An 18,103-nucleotide genomic window follows, 5' to 3' on the forward strand; every position below is an offset into this window, starting at 1 on the left:
TTGTGTTCCGGAACCGGCGAGGCCGCTTCAGTGCCGGTGTTCGTGGTCCGGGTGGGACGGGTCCCCGGGGTGCTCGTGCCCGTGCGCGTACACGACGTCCGCCCGCGCCAGGTCGAGCCACGAGAAGAAGGCGCGCCGGCCCGCCGCCTGCCTCAACTCGCCCTCGATACCCGCCTTCACCTGCTCGTACGGCAGGAAATCCGCGTCCGCCGCGTCGCCGAACGGATCGACGCCGGTTCGTAGCGCGGCCACTGTCAGGAAGCGGTCCCTGTTGCGCTCGTAGTACTCCCACACGGCCGCCTCGGGGATCGCCTGGCGCCCTTCGAGGTGCCCCAGCAGCGTCCGCGCGGCGGCGGAGTACGCCAGCACCACCGCGACGATGCTGCCTAGTCCGGCGACGTCTGCCTCCGGCACGGCGGGCAGGGCACGTACGGGGGGTTCCGGAGGTTTCAGGCCCCGCTCCTCGCATTCCCGTCGTGCCAGTACGTCCGCCACGACGATCTGTGTTGCCCAGCGGCGGCGTTGTCGCTCCGCGGAGAGCGTTGTGTTTCGGCTGCCGGCGGGTGGGGGCTGGTCGCGCAGTTCCCCGCGCCCCTGAAGGGGCGCGTCACCGCGGCCCCAGCCCTCTCGTACCGGAATCGCCGCCAGAACCTCGTCCACCTGGTCCCGGGATACCGACTCGCCGTGTACGAGGGCACAGGCGCCCTCGGGCGGATGCACATGCTCGTGTTGCTGGTTCATGGCGTCACCTCCAGGATCACGGCCTCCGTGTACGCCACGCAGCCGTGCCAGGCGGACTTCGCCATCAGCCAGTACGACCCCGGTGCCAGCGCCCCGCCGTCCACCTCGATCGCGCACTCCACCGACTCCCCGGCCGGTACGGCGAACCCCTGGACCCCCGGTCCGACGCCCGCCCACGTCCCCCACGAGGACACGGCCCACAGGGTGCCGTTGATCTCTCCGAGGGTGGTGTTGCGCAGGTTCACGGGGACTTGGGCGCGCTCTCCGCGACGCACGACGACTCGGTCAACTCCCAGCTCTGTCACCAGAGTTGGGCCGGTATGGCCGTCCGGCACGTCCAGGGCCACGGTGTCCTCGTACACCTGGCCGCCGTGCGGCAGGCGGGCGATGAGCCAGTGGCGGCCGGGGGGCGCGTCCTTCGGCGGGGTCACCGTGACCTCGGTGAGGGTGAAACCGGCGGGGCCGAGCGCGTACGGCAGCTCGGCCGGTTCGGCCGTCCAGCCGGGCGGGACGCCGAGGGCGAGGGTGCCGGAGACGGGGGAGTCGGTCAGCTCGGAACTGATGCGGACCGTCGCCGTGACCGGGCCGGAGGCGGTGAGGGCGGTGGGGGAGAGGTAGACGGCGACGGGCAGGTTGCCGCGCGGCGCCGGGCCGGAGTTGTGCAGCCAGTAGCGGGTGTGGACGGGCTGGGCGGGCTCGTACGCGTCGATGCCCACGTCCTCGGTGCCCACCGCATCGGTACCCACGCAGTCAACAGCCGCCGTGCTACCGGGGGTTGCCAGGACGGTCGCGACCTCGAAACCGGTCAGGTGGTCCCCGAGGCCACCGTCCGCGTCCGGGGGCAGGGAAGTCCCGAGCCTCTCCAGGACGTCGGCACGGGCGGCGTCCGTCCATGCCACCGGCCCGCGCACCCGCGCCCGCACCGGACGGCCGTTCACCTCGTGCATCCGTACGACGACACCGCGCCCCGGGTCGGCGGGCGCCACGCTCCCCCGGGCGAGCGGCGACCCGGCGGGCTTGAGGGCGTCGAGGATCACCTCACCGGCGGGTTCCAGGCTCAACAGGGTGGTGGTGCGCGGAAGTTCGGCGCCCCCTGACGTTTTTGATCCCGCCGACCGCTCCCGCAGCCTCGCCCGCAACGGATGGTTGTACGCGTGCCCGGCCTGCGGCAGCCGCAGCTCACGCCAGTCGCCGGTGCCGCCGAGGACGGCGTACTCGAAGGTGTGCGACCAGCGCTGGAGCTGGAACGCCGAGCCGTCGGGGGCCGTGCGGCGGGGCGGGTCGACCCAGATGCCGGAGGGCCAGCCGGTGCAGGAGCGCATCAGGCTCATGTAGAGGTCGCCGGAGGACGTGACCACGCAGCCGGGTGTGCCCCGGTTGAGGACGGCGAGGCTGGTGCCGTCCCAGGTGTCGCCCGGCGGCAGCGCCTCGCCGCCACCGGCGGCCGTGGCATGGACGACCGCGTCGCCGAGGTCGGCGATCAGCGCGTCCACCGCCTTGGCGTCGTCCTCCGGACCCCTGCCCGCCACCACGAGCAGCGGCAGCCGCTCCAGATCGCGCAGGTCGGCCCCGGGCACCCACTCCTCGCGCAGCCCGGCACGCGGCGCGACCCACACCGCCGCCACGCCCGACTCGGCGAGCTGGCGCCGGAGTTCGCGTCCGGCGGCCGGGTCCATGCCGAGGGCCTCGGCGACGACGGAGTTGCGTTCGGGGGAGCCGACGGCGATACGGATGTCGGGGAGGTTCGAGTCGACTTCGAGGTCGCCGTAGCGCTGCCCGCCCGCGATCGTCGAGGTGGCCGTGACGCCCACCCGCACGAGCGCGGCGGCGAGTTCGGCACCGAGTTCACCGGCCTCGTCCCAGGAGGGATAGATCAACTCGGCGACACCGATGGCCCGTTTGCCGAGCAGCCGACCGGTGTCGTCACTGACCGCCACCCGAGCCGTGCTGCCCAGCCCGAACCAGTTGTTGGCCGGGTTGTCGAGCGTCCACGGGAACTGCTCACTGTCGACCTCCACGAACCCGAACCCGCGCCCGATGACCGCGTCGGCCACCTCGTGCACGGGCAGCCCGCCCTGGACATTGGCCGGCCAGCGGACGCGGATGAGCCGGTCGGAGCCGTCGTACCCGTCGATGGTCGTCGAGACATCGAGTCGGTCGACACCCGTCCAGAGGGTCAACTGCTGGGTGTAGGTGAGGAGTTGGCCGAGAGTCGCGGTGACGGTGATACGCGACCCGGCGGCCGAGTGCTCCACCCGTACGTCCGCGCCGGTGAGGTCGCGGCTACGGGCGGCCGTCGTACCCGTCGGCGTGAGATGCCAGGGCCCCTCGCCGAAGCGCGGGTGCCTCGGATACTCCTCCTGCACGACCAGCTCGTTGCCGATGTCACCGGCGCGCAGCAACTCTCGTCCACCGTCAGTGAGTTGGCGCAGGCTGCTGACGCCGCCGCCGCGAGCGGGGTCGACCGTCACCTCGTAGAAGTCGTTGCGGATGGTCAGTCCGTCGCCGGGGGTCCAGCCGGGGACGGACCCGTCCCCGAGCGGAAGGGCCTTCAGCCCGAGCCCCGGCACCTCGGGCACCACGACCCGTAGTTCACCGTCCGCTTCCCGAACGGCGGGCAGGGGAAGGCCTGTTGTGTCGTCCAGCGGGACGAGGCCGTCGGGCAGGTCGGTGGTGAGGGTGTCCCGGCGTGGCCAGGTGGCCGAGTTGAGGACGACGAGGTCGGGCCCGCCGCCGGGCAGCGGAGTGACCTGATCCGCGAGGGCCTGGGTGGCGTCGGTGTGCACGGACTCGGCGAGGTCGTACAGCTCGCGCCAGCCGGTCAGCAGGTCGATGTAGACCTGGTCGGACTCGGAACCGGTGATGGCGTCGTGATGGGCGCCGTAGACGAGCTGCCGCCAGGCCTTGTCGAGCGCGGCGTCGGGATAGGCGCGCCCGGTGACGAGCGAGGCGAGCGTCGCCCAGGCCTCGGCGTCGGCGAGGAGTGTCTCGCCGTACCGCTGGGCCTGTTTGGTGTCGATGTACGAGACGTCCTTGCCGGTGTAGACCGGGTTCATGTCCCGCGTCTGCGGCGATGCCCTGCGCCCCTCGGCGTCGAGTTCGGCGCGCACGGCGGCGAAGAAGTCGCGGGGGATCGCGGAGACGAAGCGCGGCCAGACGTACCGCTCGTTCCAGTCGCGGTGGATGGCCATGACCCAGCGGCAGGGCGGCGCGTAGTCGCCGCCGACGGGCAGCAGCGCATTGCGGGTGAGCGCTACCTTCTTCAGCCCGGCGAAGAGCTTGAGGGCGGCCTCCTCTGCCTCGGGCAGGGTGGGCGCGTTGTCGATGGCCCAGCCGGCGCCGTAGTGGTTGACCATGTAGGCGGTCAGCAGCCCGCGTCCCGAGGGGGCGATCCAGTCGAACTCGGCCTGGAACTGCATGCGTTGGGGGTCGCGGGGTTCCTCGCCGAAGACCGACAGAGTGGGCCCCCACTGGTGGAACGGCCCGCGCGCCCAGGAGCTGGAGGTGAGCCCCGCGTCGGCCATCAGCCCGGGGAACTGCGGATCGTGCCCGAACGCGTCGAGCTGCCAGGCGGTGTGCGGGTCGGCGCCGAGGATCCCGCGCTGGAAGCCGTCGCCGTAGAGCGCGTTGCGTACGGTCGCCTCCGCACCCGTGAGGTTGGTGTTCGGCTCGTTGTACGTCCCGCCCATGATCTCGACGCGCCCGGTCCGCAGCAGCTGCCGCAGGAAGGCGCGCTCCTCGGGGAACGAGTCCCAGTACGGCTTCAGGTAGTCGACCTCGGCGAGCACGAAGGTGTACGCGGGATCGCGCCGTGCGAGATCGATGTGCGCGCGGACGAGGCTCATCCCGGACTGGCCACGGGAGTCGAAGGTGCGGGCGGGGAGTCCGGAGGCCGCCGGATCGTCGGCGACGTCCCAGGTCTCGGTGTAGGCGGCCTGGGTGTTCCACCAGACCGGGTCGTAGTGGAAGTGGCTGACCATGAACATCGTCCAGCCCGGCTCGGCGACGAGGAGGCTGCCGGTGAGGGCGGCCTGCTGGGCGGGGTCGTCGACGTCCTGCGCGGTGACCGTGACGTGGGTGCGCTCGCCCGGGGGCAGGTCGCAGAGCACGGGTATCTCGACGCGGACGGTGCCGTCGTCACCGACGACCGCGAGCGTTTCCTCGTCGCCGCGGACACCGGGGCCCTCGACTGCGAGGCGGACCGTACGGCCGGCGGCGTGGCTGACCTCGGCGGCCACCACCTGACGCGGATGCTCGGCGCTGCCGACGAACAGCTCGGTCGACTCGACTGAGGTGACGCGCATGGGTCTCCTACGAGGCATACGAGGGAAACAGGGGAGGGGGAGGGCGGGGGGAACGGGGAACGACGGGGGCCATCGTGGCACCGTTCGGATGGTTCAAACAACCACCTTCTCGTTTCCTTGGTGGTTCATCCATGCAAAAACCGCCCTGGGGGATGTCTCCCAAGGCGGCTTTCGGGGTGCTTGTCGTTCGCTTCGTTCGTTTCGTTCGGTCAGCGCGTGCGGCGGGACTTCACCGAGTGCTCCCTGGCGATGTGGTCGGTGAGGGCGAGGGAGGAGCTGGCGCGCTGGTAGGAGAGCTGGGCGACCCGGACGTACAGGCAGTCGATGAGGACGAGCACGGAGTGCCGGGCGCCGATGCCCTCGGTGCGGAAGCTGGTCTCCGAGGAGGAGGAGATGAGCCGGATGTCGGCGGCGCGGGCCAGCGGGGACTTGGGGTCGCCGGTGATGGCCACGGTGGTGGCGCCGCGCTGCTTGGCCAGTTCGAAGGGCTCGATGGTCTCGCGGGTGGCACCGGAGTGCGAGATGCCGATGGCGACGTCGGCGGGGGTGAGGAGGGCGGCGGAGGTCAGGGCCGCGTGCACCTCGGTCCAGCCGCGCACCGCGCAGCCGATACGGAAGAGCCGCGTCTCGGTCTCCTGGGCGACGGCACCGCTGCCGCCGACGCCGTACACGTCGATGCGGCGGGCGCGGGCGGCGGCCTGGCCGGCGCGTTCGAGGGAGTCGAAGTCGATGCGGTCGATGGTCTGCTGGACGGCACGCAGATCGGCCGAGCCGACGACCTGGACAACCCGCTCCAGGCTGTCGTCGGGGGAGATGTCCGGCCCGATCTCGGCGGTGCCCCAGTCGGAGACCTCGCCGCGACCGCGCTCCTGGGCCAGCTCGATGAGGAGATGCTGGTAGGAGTCGAGGCCGATGGCACGGCAGAACCGGGTGACGGTGGCCTGGGAGGTGCCGGTCCGGCGGCCCAGCTCGGCGGCCGAGCAGTGGGTGACGGCGGCGGGATCCTCAAGGATCAGCTCACCCACCTTCCGCAGGGAGCCGGCGAGGCGCGGCAGCTCCGTACGGATGAGGGTGGTGACGTCCGTCGGGGGCATTCCGTTGCCGGAGCCGGTCCGTTCGGTCCGTTCCATGGGTTTCCGGTCTCCTCGGCGCTGAACTGACGGTGACTGATGGTGGGGGTGTCGAATGTATCAGCCACCGTCTGAGGGCCGGATTGAATTCCAGGACCAGGGAAGGGGCCCAAGAGGGTTCAAGGGGCCGGGGCCGTAGCTCTGTCGCCGCCCTGTCGTTGCCCGCAGCCCGTACACTGTGATTTATTGATTCACCGATAGCGATAGAGCGGGTGGTTCAATCCACCGGTGGGGAGAGTCGAGTGTCCGTCGAGTCCGTCAGCGCCCAGGGCTTCGCGCGCGAGAGCCGGGCCGTCCTCGACCGCATCACCGGGTCGGAGGCGGTCCAGGAGTCGGTGAGCCGCGCCGCCAGGCTGATCGCGGACACGATCCGCGCGGACGGCGTGATCCAGGCCTTCGGTACGGGCCACTCCCAGGCCCTGGTCCTGGAGCTGGCGGGCAGAGCGGGCGGCCTCGTCCCCACCAACCGCCTGTCGATGGCCGACCTCGTCCTCTACGGCGGCGACCGCCCCAGCGCCCTCGACGACCCCCTCCTGGAACGCAAGCCGGGCATCGCCGAGCGGCTGTACGATCTCGCCGCGCCGCACCCCGCCGACCTGTTCGTGATCATCTCCAACTCGGGCGTCAACAACGTCATCGTCGAGATGGCCCTGCGCGCGAAGGAGCGCGGCCACAAGATCCTCGCGATCACCTCCCTCACCCACACCCGCACGGTCCCGGCGGGCCACGTCAGCGGCAAGAAGCTCGCCGACATCGCGGACGTGGTGCTGGACAACGAGGCACCGACGGGCGACGCGCTGCTCGAACTCCCGGGCGGGGGTGCCGTATGTGCGCTGTCCACACTGACCGGGGTGATGCTCGTACAGATGGCGGTCGCGGAGGCGGCGGCGGTGCTGATCGAGGCGGGGGAGCGTCCGCCGGTGTACGTGTCGGCGAACGTGCCCGGGGGCTTCGAGGGGAACCTGGGGCTGGAGCAGCATTACGGGGGGCGGATTCGGCGGCCGGCTAGCTGAGGGGCGTACGGATCCGGGGCCGCGTCCGCCGTTGTGTACACATGGGGCATCCGGTACCTATGTGTACATGACGCAGATGCCCAAAGAGTCCATCCGTGACGTCCGCACGCACCTTGCCGAAGTCGTCGAGCGGGCAGAGCGCGATGACCGGCCCACCGTGATCACGCGACGAGGAAAGGAAGTCGCCGCCGTCGTTTCGATCGACGTCCTGCGCAAGTACCTGAAGTGGGAAGAGCGCGAGACCAACCGCATCATCGACGAGCGCATGGCGAACCGTTCCGCCGGTGTCCCCATCGAGGACGTCATAAAGGAGACCTGGGCACGCAGTGAATGAGCACAGCGTGAGCGAGTACCGCACGGTCTTCCGGCCCGAGGCGCAGGCCGGGCACCGTTCCGCGGTCTACGGGGCGTGAGGTCCCGTCGGAGGCTGAGGGCGGGTGGATCTCATGGCTCCCCTTCTTCCCTCACCGTCGACGTCGGCTTTGGCTTCAACTTCCGTCAGAGGAAAAGCAGTTGCTGAGCCGGCGTCCGTCATGGACGATCCCGGACCGTGACGACTCATGCCGACGAGCCCCGCCCCGGGGACCGCACCCCGCACCCTCCCACCACCCGCCCGCTCGCCCTGGTAACCGGAGTGGGTCGCACCGTCGGGATCGGTGCCGGGATCGCGCGACGGCTGGCGGCGTCGGGCTGGGACATCGCCTTCACCCACTGGACGCCGTACGACGACCGCATGTCCTGGGGCGCCGAGCCGGGCGCGACCGAGGCGATCGCCCGGTCCCTGGCCGAGCGGGGCGCCGCGAGTACGGCGATCGAGGCGGACCTCGCCGACCCGGACTCCCCGGCCCACGTCTTCGACGAGGCCGAGCGCAGGATGGGCGGTGCCGGTGCCGGTGCCGGTACGGGTGTCACCGCGCTGGTGATGTGTCACTGCGAGTCGGTCGACTCGGGGCTGCTGGACACGACCCTGGAGAGCTTCGACCGCCATTTCGCCGTCAACGCGCGAGCCACCTGGCTGTTGATCCGCGAGTTCGGGCGACGCTTCACGGCACCTCCCGGAACCGGCCGGATCATCAGCCTCACCAGCGACCACACCGTGGGCAACCTGCCGTACGGGGCGAGCAAGGGGGCCCTGGACCGCATCACTTTGGCGGCGGCCCACGAACTCTCCCACCTCGGGGTGACCGCCAATGTCATCAACCCCGGTCCGGTGGACACCGGTTGGATGTCGGAGGGGGACCGCGAGAACGCCGTTCGCCACACCCCGCTGGGCCGCCTGGGCACTCCACAGGACACGGCGCACCTCGTGGACTTCCTGTGCTCGGGGGAGGGGCAGTGGATCAACGGGCAACTGCTGAAGAGCAACGGGGGACTTGGGTAGTCATGTTGGACCACACCGCATCGAGGATCAGCCGTTGACTCCGCATTCCCTGGCGTTCTACATGGACGTCGTCACCACCGGCACCGTGCTCGGCGTGGGCCCCGCGGATTCCCCCGAGCGCGTCGCCGAGGTCCTTGGGCCGGACTTCGCTGAGAACACGTTCGACGACCGCACCATGTGCCGTGGCTACGGCTTCGTCGAGTTCCACTGTGACCGCGCTTCCACCGAACACCCCTGGTCCGGCCACCACTTCACCCTCTATGTACACCGGCTCGCGTACCGGAACAGCCACTGGAACTGGAACCAGGACCGGAACTGGAACCGCCCCGACGTCCACGGCGTGCTTCGTGCCAGGTACGGACGGTTCACTCCCCGGCTGCGTTTCGAAAAGCTGCAACGTCTACTGGCGCGGCGCGGGGTCCCCCTGCTGGAGGTCCCGGGATTGCCCACGGCCAGCCCGTATTACCGTGATTTCTGGCAGCCCGATTCCCGTGTAGCCATCACCGTCATAGGCACCTACGGCGAGCACGAAACGCCGGACAATCTGCGGGTCGGCGACGTCTACAGCATCCACGCCCCGCTGACTGCCGAGGAATTGGAGTGGCGGCGGGCGCAGGCCGGGTAGCCCAACTCTCACCGCCCCGTATCCGCGTCAGGCCGCCTGGATGAGTTCGGCGCGGCCGAAGAGGAGGGCGTAGCCGGAGGGGAGTCGGGCGAGGACGCGGGTGAGGAGTTCCTCGCCGGTGAGCTGGGAGGCGTCGCGGGACGGCGAGGACTCCGAGCCCGGCCACCCAACCGGCACCGGCGCTGACTCGGTCTCGGGCTCGGAGCAGGCACTCGCCGCGCTCCTGCTGCTCCGTGAAGTCCGCGATCAGCTCGCCGAGTGGGAGCCGGGTCTGATCGAGGAGGCCCGGGAGGCGGGCGCCAGCTGGGCCGACCTCGCCCACCCCCTCGGCGTCTCCAGCCGCCAGGCCGCCGAACGCCGCTACCTGCGCGTACGCCCCGGAACCCCGGGATCCACGGGCGAGCAGCGGGTACGCGCGACCCGCGACCGCCGCGCCGCCGCCCGCACCGTCACCACCTGGGCCCGCGCCAACGCCGCCGACCTGCGTCAGCTCGCCGGCCAGATCACCGCGCTCACCGACCTCCCCGCCGCCGCCCGCACCCCTGTCGCCGAGCTCACCGCCGCCCTCGCCGACAACGACACCGCCGCCCTCGTCGACCCCCTGACGGGCACCCACACCTACCTGGCGTCGAATTACCCCGACCTCGCGGCCCGCGTCGACGACCTCGCCCGCCACACCGAGCGGCTCCGCGACCCCAACGGCAACCAACGCCAGAACAGAACGTGACCCGGTACCGCGTCCGCGTCCGCGCTCGCCCGGAACCCGGTCCGGTCCGCTCCGGTGACCGGTCGGACCACCTCGCCACCGCAGGTGCGGTGCATCCCTCGCGCCGTGAGGACCGCTGATTCTTCATGCCTGCCGTGCCACGACGCGGGCCCGGGTCATGGGATGGGACTCGTCGTCCGGACGCCCTTCGAGCAGGGCCCGGCCGAGAGGGGACAGGGTGTGCCATACGGTGTTCGTCACCCGCTGGCTGACGATCAGGTTCGCGTCCCGCATGGTCGCGGTGTGTTCGCTCACCGAGGCGGCCGATATGCCCAGCCGCCGGGCGAGTTCCCCTCCGGTGGTGCCGTTGGACACCGCGATCTCCTCCAGGACCGCCGCGCGAGTACGCCCCAAAAGACGTCCCAAAGCGGCCGGTTGGGGTGTCGCCGCATCCTCCGTGAGTAGCTGGAGGCTGCGATTGGCGGGGTAGACCAGCACCGGGTTCAGCTCACCGTCACGAAGCGTGATGGGGCGACCCCAGCAGAAGTACGAGGGGATCAGGAGCAGTCCCCGGCCGTTCAGGGCCAGGTCCTGACGTACCGGGTAGTCCACCCTGAGCACCGGCGGCTCCCAGCGGGCCAGCGGATGGATGTTGCTCAGCAGCCGTTCGACGCCGCCGTCGAGGAGGTCGCGCGCCCGCAGGGCCCGTTCGCCCTCGATCACCGCGCGGATGCGGTGCCATGGGCGGCCGAGCACCCGCTGGTGGTAGCGGCGTATGGCGCCGCCGAGCAGGCGCAGCGTCTCCGGCTCGCCCTGGGCCAGCCGACGCGTCCATGAAGCCGTATGGCGCCGGGCAGGCAGCAGGGCGAGTTCGCTGCGCAGCCGGGTGCGGCCGACGCTCATGACGGCGTCGACGGTGGACTCCAGGGTGGTGCCCACCCCCGGCGTCAGGAAGTCGGGCGAGTAGCCGCGCGGTGGCGAGAGCCGGCGCAGCAGGGAGGTCGACGGGTCGAGCCGGTCGAGAGCCGTGGCCCGCCAGGGCCCGAAGACGATGTGGTCCGGTGAGCCGCCGAGCGCGTGCAGGCTCAGCAACGTCTCCCAGGCCGGATCCGGCGCTGCGGCAAGGCGGACCCGCCCCAGATCCTCAGCAGAGAAATAGATGTTCAGCACAGGCAGAGACCCCCGAGACGACTGACTGTGCAGTAAGAGTGCGACGCGAGTACGACAGTTCCTTCGTCGCGTTCACAAAAGTCCTGTGAGCCCTGGTTTTTCGGATGAGACCGAAAGTGAGTGCGGTGCGGGAGGCCCTTGGACACCCTGAAGGCGACCGACGACGTACGGGTGGGGGGAGACCTGATGCGTAGATCTGCCGTGCTGTCACCGCTGTCGCTGCTGTTGTTCGCAACGCTCACTGCCTGCGGACCGGGTGACGTGGCCGTGCTCGCCGCGCCTGACGCGGCGCTCCCGCGCCAGGCCACCGCAGGTGAGCTGGCGATGCTGAGCCGGGCCGAGGACATCCTGGAGCGACGCTGCATGGCCCGCGCCGGGTTCCACCTGCCGGCGGCACCCGAGCCGGCCCGGACCGGGCCCCAGCCACCACCGATGGCGCTCGTCCTCGCCGACGTGCCGTGGGCCCGAGAGCACGGCTACGGCTCCCGCGTCCGCACTCCCGAGGAGACCGCCCGCCTGCGGGCGAACGACCCGGTCGGGGACTACGTGCGTGCGTTGTCGCCGCAGCGGCGCGCCAAGGCGCTGCGCGCATGGCAGGGCGGCGGCGTGGACACCATCGAGGTCACCCTGCCGGGCGGCACGACGACGGGGCGCAGTACCCGAGGGTGCACCAGCGAGGCTCGCGGAGAGCTGTACGGCGACTTCCGCGTGTGGTTCGGCGCGGACGCCGTGGACCGCGGTGCCACGGCGCTGGCCATGAGCCGGGCGCAGGCGGATCCCGCGTACACGAAAGCGCTGCGGCGCTGGTCGGACTGCGTGGCCGGGCGCGGACTGCCCCACGAGTCGCCGCAAGGCCTGCGGGCCGCGCTGGGCGACTCGGCGCCCGCGTCCAAGGAGGCCGAGTACGCCGTCACGGAGGCGGCCTGCGCCGTCGACTCCGGCCTGGCGGAGGTCGCCGTGGAAGTCGAGGAACGGCATCTCGCCGACGTGCGCGAGCGGTATCGCGCCGACGTGACCAACGCCCGTCGCATGCGGCTCGCCGCACTGCCGAAGGCGGAGCGGATCGTCCGCGACGAAGACCCGTCGCGGCACAACACCCAGAAGAGAGGCACGAGATGAAGCAGTACATACGGAGCGTCCTGGCGACGGCAGCCGTGATCGGACTGGTCGCCACCGCGGCTCCCGCCATGGCCGCCTCGGACGCGGGACCGTCCGCACCGGCGGCGGCCCACGCCGCGCCCGGCGCCCCGACCCCGGTACGACCCGGCGCCGACCTCAGCGCTCTGGCCGCGGCCGACGGCGCCGACGGTTACCTCTACGCCTACGACCTGCCCAACTTCCAGGGGGCCTCGTGCCGGTGGGACCGCGACGACGAGTGGTGGGGAGACAACTGCGGTGACTTCAACGACCGCGCCACCTCCGTGTGGAACAACGGGTTCCCCGGCTACTTCAGCGAGGTCTCGCTGCGCCGGGACGTGAAACCCAGCGTGAACCAGTCGTCGTTCTGCATCGAGGCCGGCAGCTACTACGGCGACCTGTCCCTCGGCTACGAGAAGTTCCTCGACGGCGGCCCGGCCGACAACAAGATCAGCGGGCACCACTGGTTCACCGACGACGCGGACTTCGTCCACGACCCGCACTACGCCTGCTGACCGGAGCGAGGAACTGTGGCACTCACCATCAATCTGCGCGACACCTGGGGGCAGTACGCCCCGAGCGACCTGCGGGCGCACGCCTCCGGGCGCCCCGTGCCCAATAGGAATCAGGGCCAGTACTGGTTCGGGAACATGGGCGTGTTCCTGCACTACCTCGGCGCCGGCAGCACGAGCGATCTGCGGACGGAGGAGGACTGCCGCAATGCGATCGCCCGCGTCTACGAGGACCACAAGACCGGCGGCCAGTACAACGGAGACATCGCCTACAACTATCTCGTCTGCCCGCACGGCAACGTCTACGAAGGGCGCGGGGCGGAACGCGGTGAGGCGAACGCCGGTGACGCCGGCCGCATCGAGGGCGTAGGGCGCAACGAGGGGTTCTACTCGATCGTCGGCATGATCCGCTCCGAGGACGTCGCGGGCGAGGCCATGCTGCGCGCGATCAGGGACCTGATCCACCATCTGCGCAGCGACGCCACCCCGCTCACCGGGAACAGGATCTTCCCGCACTCCTACGGCCACGACACCGACTGCCCCGGCAACCTGCACATGTACGCGCGGCCGGGATCGGTGGTCGACCCGTCCGCGCCGTGGCGGGCGTTCCCCGACATCTACGTGTCCCGGACGCAGAGGTGGGTGAACGGCACCTACCAGACGGCACCCGGGTACGTGCCCTGCGCCGAAACCGGCTACACCGGCTGGAACACCGTGCTCGCCCTCACCCAGGGGCTTCAGCACGAACTCGGCATATCGCCCACTGTCCAGACCTTCGGCCCCGGCACCTTCAACGCGGTGAAGAAGCGTCGGGTGATGCCGGACCGGGAGTCGAACGACAATCTCCTGTACCTCTACAACGGGGCGTTGTGGTGCAAGGGCTACTGGGCCTCCCCTTTCCTCTTCGGATGGGGCGAGGACTCCCAGTCCTCCCTCCAGCAGCTCTACGGCGACATGGGCCTGAACTACGGGACCGTCCAGCAGAGCGAGGCCATGTGGCCGCACGTGCTGAAGTCGCTGCTGCGCATGGACCAGTTCCGGCTCGTGCCCGGTGGAGACCCCCACATCCGGGCGATCCAGCAGCGGCTGAACTCCCGTTACGTCGCGGGTGTAGGCATCCCCGCGATGAGCTTGGTGCCGTGCGACGGGATCTACTCCCGGGATGTCCAACAGGGGCTCATGATGGCCATCCAGTACGAGCTCGGGATCGCCACGGGTTCGATCAACGGATACTTCGGTCCCGGGACGCAGGCTGCCCTCAAGGAACGGGGTTCGGGCACCCTTTCCGGCGATCTGCGCTACCTCTTCCGTGCCGCGTGCTACTTCAACTCACCGACGTACACGGCGAACGGACAGGCGCACTACCTGCCGGCGGACATCGGCACCGATGCCCAGACCGGTACGCACCTGGGGTGGCTGCAGTCCTTCCAGCGGTTCTCGCAGATCCCCGTCACGGGCCGCAACGACTACACCACCTGGGCACAGCTCCTCGTGTCCTCCGGAGACACCTCCCGGGACGCCACCGGCTGCGACTGCATCACCGAGATCACCCCGCAGCGGGGTCAGTTGCTCAAGGCCAACGGCTACCACATCGTCGGGCGCTATCTGGACGAGCATCTCGCCCCGGGCGACGACGGCTACCTCGGCAAGGCACTCAAACCCGGCGAGCCGCGCACCATTCTGAACGCAGGGCTGAGGTTCTTCCCGATCTTCCAGTACAACGGCACGGAACTCGGCAACTTCACCTACGCCAAGGGGTACGACCAGGGGAAGAAGGCCCACCAGAAGGCGGTGGAGCACGGGATCGGCGCCGGCACGTGCATCTACTTCGGGGTCGACTACGACGCCACCGACGAGGAGATCACCAGCCATGTGGTGCCGTACTTCAACGGCGTCAAGGCCGGGCTCGCCGAGCTGGGGAGCCGCTACACCTTCGGCGTCTACGGGTCCCGCAACGTGTGCATCCGGGTGTCGAAGGACGCCGGGGCACGCTGGTCGTTCGTCTCCGGGATGTCCTGGGGATTCTCCGGGAACCTTGGCTTCCCGCTGCCGGAGAACTGGGCGTTCAACCAGATCCACGAGTACGAGTTCCAGGCGGGCTGGGGCCTGGACCACAACATCTGGCGTGACGGCAGCGATCCCGGTGTGGCCGCCGTCGGCCAGGGCGAATGAGGAAGAAGCCGATGATCTCCAGACGCAGTCTCCTGCGTGTCACCGCCGCCACCGGCATGCTCGCCGTGGCGTCAGGCACGCTGACCACACCCGCCTCGGCCACCGCACCGTCCACAGAACAGTGGTCCGGCGACGTGTCCGCCAACGGCTGGCGGATCGCGCCCGCCTCCGTCACGGTCCACCACGTCGAAGGGTCCGCCGCCTCGCTCGGTCTGCGGCGCGGTGACGCCGGAGCGGTGCTGCTGCACGTCGCGCGGCGATGGCACTACGAGATCGCCCCGCTCGACACGGGCGAGGGCGGTGGTCTCACCGGCCACACCACAGGGCGCACGGTGGGAGCCGACTTCGAATCGAACCACCTCTCCGGGACCGCGATCGCTCTTCACCCCACCGCCTACCCGCTGAACGGAAGCGATGGGCTCTGGCCGCACCAGGAGGCGATCGTGCGGGACATCCTCGCGGACTGTGACGGCACGGTTGTCTGGGGCGGCGACCTGACCCCGGTGAAGGCCTCGCACTTTCACATCGCCGCCCGCCCCGGAGACAGGACCCTGGCCCGTGTCGCGGCTCGGCTGGACACCACCCGGCCCACCGCGTCCCGGTCCCAGACAGCCGGGACGTTCGCCGACCCGGCTGCCCCGCCCCGCAGAGCCAAGGCACGCCGCCTGCAACAGGCTCAGAGCAACTGAGCCGGAAGGGGAGGGCGTTCAGCGAGGGCAGATCGCCGATGTGAAGGACACGGCCCACCTCGTCGACTTCCTGTGCTCGGAGGAGGGGCAGTGGATCAACGGGCAGCTGCTGAGGAGCAACGGGGGTCATGGGTGGGCCGGCGTCGGCTACAGGGGATCACCTCCCGCGGGTCGGCTCCGTGGCTGTGGGCACCGATGAACCCGCCTGTCCGGGCGAACTCGTCGGCGCCTTGCCTGGCGAAGTCGAGGAGCGAACCATCGAGGAGTACCGGAGTCCCCTGCGGGACCGCTCAAGAGGTCAGCCTGCCTGAAGTTCCTTGATGGTCTTCCGGGTGCGCGTACGGTCCGAGGATCTTCGAGCAGGCGAACAAAGCCATCAACTTGCCGTCCCGGCTTTCGAAGTCGGACCGGCGCTCGTGCTGTACACGGTCGGCCAGAGCCGGGACCGCAAGGGAACTCGCCCACAGAGAGCGGAGTCCAACCCCAAGGGCGCGCCGTATGGAGTGCCGAACGCCTTCCGTACGGTCGCCGCTACCTCCCGGATCACACCCGTCCGCAGCCCGGACAGCCGCATGGATCGCAGTACGTGGGCCTCCGCCAAGCCGATGAATGGGACCGACGGTTGCCTTTCGCGCACCGGTTCGACGCGGTGGACGAGTGCGAGCCGGCAGCCGTTTCCTCGAACCAGCTGGTGAGCGTGGACAGCGGGACCTCCAGGTGGGAGGCCGTCTCGTGGGCGGCAGAAGCCCGTCGCTGAACCGGTCGACCATTGATCCCCTTCCTCTCCCACCGACCCCGTACCGGCTTCCCGAGCCATCAAGCCGCCTCGGCCGTACGGCAGTCGCGGCATGCGGAAGGCTCCGCCGCCCGGAACGCCCGTTCGCAGCCGTCGCAGGTCTGCCAGGGGAGGGCGAGTGGAAGGGGCGTGACAGGTGGCAGGCCGGTCGGAGCCGGGGGCGCCGGAAGCGGCGTTTCGCGCAGGCGGAACGCCAGGATCCGGGCCGGGCGGGCCCGGAGGGGTGCGGGGAGGTCGGATGTCAGCGCCCCGGTGATCTCCTCGGGCCGGAGACCCTGCGCGAGCCACTCGGTGACCGCCGGGGCCAACTCCGCGACCTCGCTGCGGGACAGGATCAGTCGGCGGTCGACGATACGGAGCGAGGCGAGGATGACGACGGCCTGGGGGTCGGCTTCGTCGAGGTCGAGTGGGGGAGTAACGGGCGGGAGGTCCAGGGGAGTTGCTGCTTCCGCCGCAGGCACTACGGCTGGCGTGTTGTCCTCGACGGGCTCGGACCTCCTCGGCCGGGTGGGCTGCGGCCGAGGCGGGCTCGGCTGGTCGGCGGCGGTGCGCGGTACGTCGTAGAAGAAGGTCTGGGTACGTACCTTGCCGTTCGGGCCCCTCACCTTCCGTCGTTCCAGATAGCCCGCCGTCTCCAACTCCCGTAGTGCACGCGAGATCAGGATCTCGCCCTCGTCGAAGTGGGCGCAGAGGGCGGCGATGCTGATGGGGGCGCCGTCGGGGACGGAGAGGATGTAGGCCGCGACGCCGATGGTGACCGCGCTGCCGCGTCGCTGGGCGAGGGCGTTGGCGATCACGGTGAAGTTGGCGGCGAGGCGGGTCCGTACGTGGATCACGCCGGAGGTCGGGCCTGTCACCGGGGGGTTCGATGCCGCCGGGGCACCGGCGTCGGGGCGCGAGGGCGCGTTAGACTGCGTTTCAGCCATCGGGAAGCCTGTTTCTTCCTGAGCGGTCAGGCCCTCGTTCCAGGATTGCCGTCCTGGCGAGGGCCGTCGTCTGTGTGGGGTTGTTTCCGGGAACGTAACTCCCCGCGCTCGCTCACCGCAACCGAGTCACTCCTGAGAGTGAACGTGGCCATGCGCGCTGGTCAGCCAGGTGCGAACGGGCGGGAGGAGGAGGGTAGTTGGTTCTTTACCCAAGTTCTTTAGGAGGGCCGTGACCGCCCGGATCCCGGCCCACGAGGACCCGGCGCGACCGTGATGCCGCGCCCGCCCGGTACCCGGTCGGCTCGGATGCGGCGCGTCGGCTACCTCCACCCGGCCAGCGACAGCAAGGGCCCGCCGTCGAGATAGCGGCGCAGGGCGCCCGCGCTCGTGCGTACGAACTCCGCCGGGAGGGCGTCGACTTCGGTCCAGCGGACCTCGGCGTGCTTGTCGGGTTCGCGGTTCTCGGGGTCGCCGGTCCAGTCGTGGGTGGCGAAGACGACGGTGAGGTAGCCGTTCGGGGCTTCGACGCCCAGGGAGCCGTGGACGATGTGGGCGACCCTGAGGGACTCGGGCTTCACCGTCAGGCCGGTCTCCTCGTACAGCTCGCGCACCGCCGTGTCGGTGATGGGTTCGCCGGGTTCGCTCTTGCCGAGGGGAAGGTCCCACATGCCCTGGCCGAACTTGGCGCGCGGGCCGCGTTGGAGGAGGACGACGCGGTCGGTGGCCTTGTCGTGGACGATGACCGCGGCCACCAGCACGGTCATGGAGGTGAGGGCGGGGGCGAGGGTTTTGGGTGTCGAG

15 protein-coding genes and 4 pseudogenes are annotated in these 18,103 nt (G+C 70.4%); 10 read left to right on the forward strand and 9 right to left on the reverse strand.

Translation table 11 applies throughout. The features are described 5' to 3' along the window. Positions 1–27: 27 nt before the first annotated feature. The 3 genes from ACH4TV_RS43725 to ACH4TV_RS43735 form a co-directional block, all read right to left on the reverse strand. Positions 28–741, reverse strand: a complete 714-nt coding sequence (locus ACH4TV_RS43725) for a peptidyl-prolyl cis-trans isomerase (protein WP_398407004.1) — start codon at positions 739–741, stop codon at positions 28–30. Further along, on the reverse strand, positions 738–5,045 hold the full coding sequence (locus tag ACH4TV_RS43730) for an NEW3 domain-containing protein (RefSeq protein ID WP_398407005.1): 4,308 nt from the start codon (positions 5,043–5,045) through the stop codon (positions 738–740). Before ACH4TV_RS43730 ends, ACH4TV_RS43725 begins: the two co-directional genes overlap by 4 nt. A 209-nt stretch (positions 5,046–5,254) precedes the next feature. Beyond that, positions 5,255–6,139 (reverse strand): MurR/RpiR family transcriptional regulator, encoded by an 885-nt coding sequence (locus ACH4TV_RS43735; RefSeq protein WP_398407069.1) that lies wholly within the window; start codon positions 6,137–6,139, stop codon positions 5,255–5,257. A 278-nt stretch (positions 6,140–6,417) separates the two neighbouring features. Here ACH4TV_RS43735 and ACH4TV_RS43740 point away from each other — a divergent pair, with 278 nt between their 5' ends. The 4 genes from ACH4TV_RS43740 to ACH4TV_RS43755 all read left to right on the forward strand — a co-directional run bounded on the left by ACH4TV_RS43740 (position 6,418) and on the right by ACH4TV_RS43755 (position 9,194). After that, positions 6,418–7,188: a sugar isomerase domain-containing protein gene (locus ACH4TV_RS43740; protein ID WP_398407006.1), complete on the forward strand. Its 771-nt coding sequence runs from the start codon at positions 6,418–6,420 to the stop codon at positions 7,186–7,188. 67 nt (positions 7,189–7,255) lie between these two features. Further along, on the forward strand, positions 7,256–7,522 hold the full coding sequence (locus ACH4TV_RS43745; RefSeq protein ID WP_398407007.1) for a type II toxin-antitoxin system Phd/YefM family antitoxin: 267 nt from the start codon (positions 7,256–7,258) through the stop codon (positions 7,520–7,522). 216 nt (positions 7,523–7,738) lie between these two features. Continuing rightward, positions 7,739–8,569 carry an SDR family oxidoreductase gene (locus ACH4TV_RS43750; protein ID WP_398407008.1) on the forward strand — a complete coding sequence of 277 codons (831 nt, stop codon included), beginning with the start codon at positions 7,739–7,741 and terminating at the stop codon, positions 8,567–8,569. 34 nt (positions 8,570–8,603) lie between these two features. Then, positions 8,604–9,194: a hypothetical protein gene (locus ACH4TV_RS43755; RefSeq protein WP_398407009.1), complete on the forward strand. Its 591-nt coding sequence runs from the start codon at positions 8,604–8,606 to the stop codon at positions 9,192–9,194. A gap of 27 nt (positions 9,195–9,221) precedes the next feature. Here ACH4TV_RS43755 and ACH4TV_RS43760 read toward each other — a convergent pair. Further along, a pseudogene (locus tag ACH4TV_RS43760) lies at positions 9,222–9,317 on the reverse strand (DUF2267 domain-containing protein); the annotation flags it as partial. Here ACH4TV_RS43760 and ACH4TV_RS43765 point away from each other — a divergent pair. Further along, positions 9,313–9,921 (forward strand): type III effector protein, encoded by a 609-nt coding sequence (locus ACH4TV_RS43765; RefSeq protein ID WP_398407010.1) that lies wholly within the window; start codon positions 9,313–9,315, stop codon positions 9,919–9,921. The pseudogene ACH4TV_RS43760 and the gene ACH4TV_RS43765 sit on opposite strands and share 5 nt — an antisense overlap. A 123-nt stretch (positions 9,922–10,044) precedes the next feature. Here the strand turns inward: ACH4TV_RS43765 and ACH4TV_RS43770 are convergent, their stop codons facing one another. Beyond that, a complete protein-coding gene (locus ACH4TV_RS43770) occupies positions 10,045–11,070 on the reverse strand; it encodes an ArsR/SmtB family transcription factor (RefSeq protein WP_398407011.1) in 1,026 nt (341 codons plus the stop codon). A gap of 138 nt (positions 11,071–11,208) precedes the next feature. Here ACH4TV_RS43770 and ACH4TV_RS43775 point away from each other — a divergent pair, with 138 nt between their 5' ends. The 5 genes and pseudogenes from ACH4TV_RS43775 to ACH4TV_RS43795 form a co-directional block, all read left to right on the forward strand. After that, positions 11,209–12,189 (forward strand): hypothetical protein, encoded by a 981-nt coding sequence (locus ACH4TV_RS43775; RefSeq protein ID WP_398407012.1) that lies wholly within the window; start codon positions 11,209–11,211, stop codon positions 12,187–12,189. Beyond that, complete coding sequence (locus tag ACH4TV_RS43780) at positions 12,186–12,722, forward strand: peptidase inhibitor family I36 protein (protein WP_398407013.1); 537 nt, start codon at positions 12,186–12,188, stop codon at positions 12,720–12,722. The genes ACH4TV_RS43775 and ACH4TV_RS43780 overlap by 4 nt, the downstream gene beginning before the upstream one ends. A gap of 15 nt (positions 12,723–12,737) precedes the next feature. Beyond that, positions 12,738–14,891: a glycoside hydrolase domain-containing protein gene (locus ACH4TV_RS43785; protein WP_398407014.1), complete on the forward strand. Its 2,154-nt coding sequence runs from the start codon at positions 12,738–12,740 to the stop codon at positions 14,889–14,891. A gap of 11 nt (positions 14,892–14,902) precedes the next feature. Beyond that, positions 14,903–15,580, forward strand: a complete 678-nt coding sequence (locus ACH4TV_RS43790) for a hypothetical protein (protein WP_398407015.1) — start codon at positions 14,903–14,905, stop codon at positions 15,578–15,580. Between the two features lie 43 nt (positions 15,581–15,623). Beyond that, a pseudogene (locus tag ACH4TV_RS43795) lies at positions 15,624–15,707 on the forward strand (short-chain dehydrogenase); the annotation flags it as partial. 163 nt (positions 15,708–15,870) lie between these two features. Here the strand turns inward: ACH4TV_RS43795 and ACH4TV_RS43800 are convergent. The 4 genes and pseudogenes from ACH4TV_RS43800 to ACH4TV_RS43815 form a co-directional block, all read right to left on the reverse strand. Continuing rightward, positions 15,871–16,073, reverse strand: a pseudogene (locus ACH4TV_RS43800) (hypothetical protein); the annotation flags it as partial. Positions 16,074–16,181: 108 nt separating this feature from the next. Continuing rightward, positions 16,182–16,430, reverse strand: a pseudogene (locus tag ACH4TV_RS43805) (hypothetical protein); the annotation flags it as partial. After that, the gene (locus ACH4TV_RS43810) at positions 16,397–17,302 is read right to left on the reverse strand and encodes a hypothetical protein (protein WP_398407016.1); all 906 of its coding nucleotides are present in this window, start codon (positions 17,300–17,302) and stop codon (positions 16,397–16,399) included. The gene ACH4TV_RS43810 and the pseudogene ACH4TV_RS43805, both read right to left, overlap by 34 nt. A 320-nt stretch (positions 17,303–17,622) precedes the next feature. Then, positions 17,623–18,066, reverse strand: a complete 444-nt coding sequence (locus ACH4TV_RS43815) for an NUDIX domain-containing protein (protein WP_398407070.1) — start codon at positions 18,064–18,066, stop codon at positions 17,623–17,625. Positions 18,067–18,103 lie beyond the last annotated feature (37 nt).

The organism is Streptomyces sp. NPDC020898 (genome assembly GCF_044333925.1).
Lineage (GTDB): Bacteria > Actinomycetota > Actinomycetes > Streptomycetales > Streptomycetaceae > Streptomyces.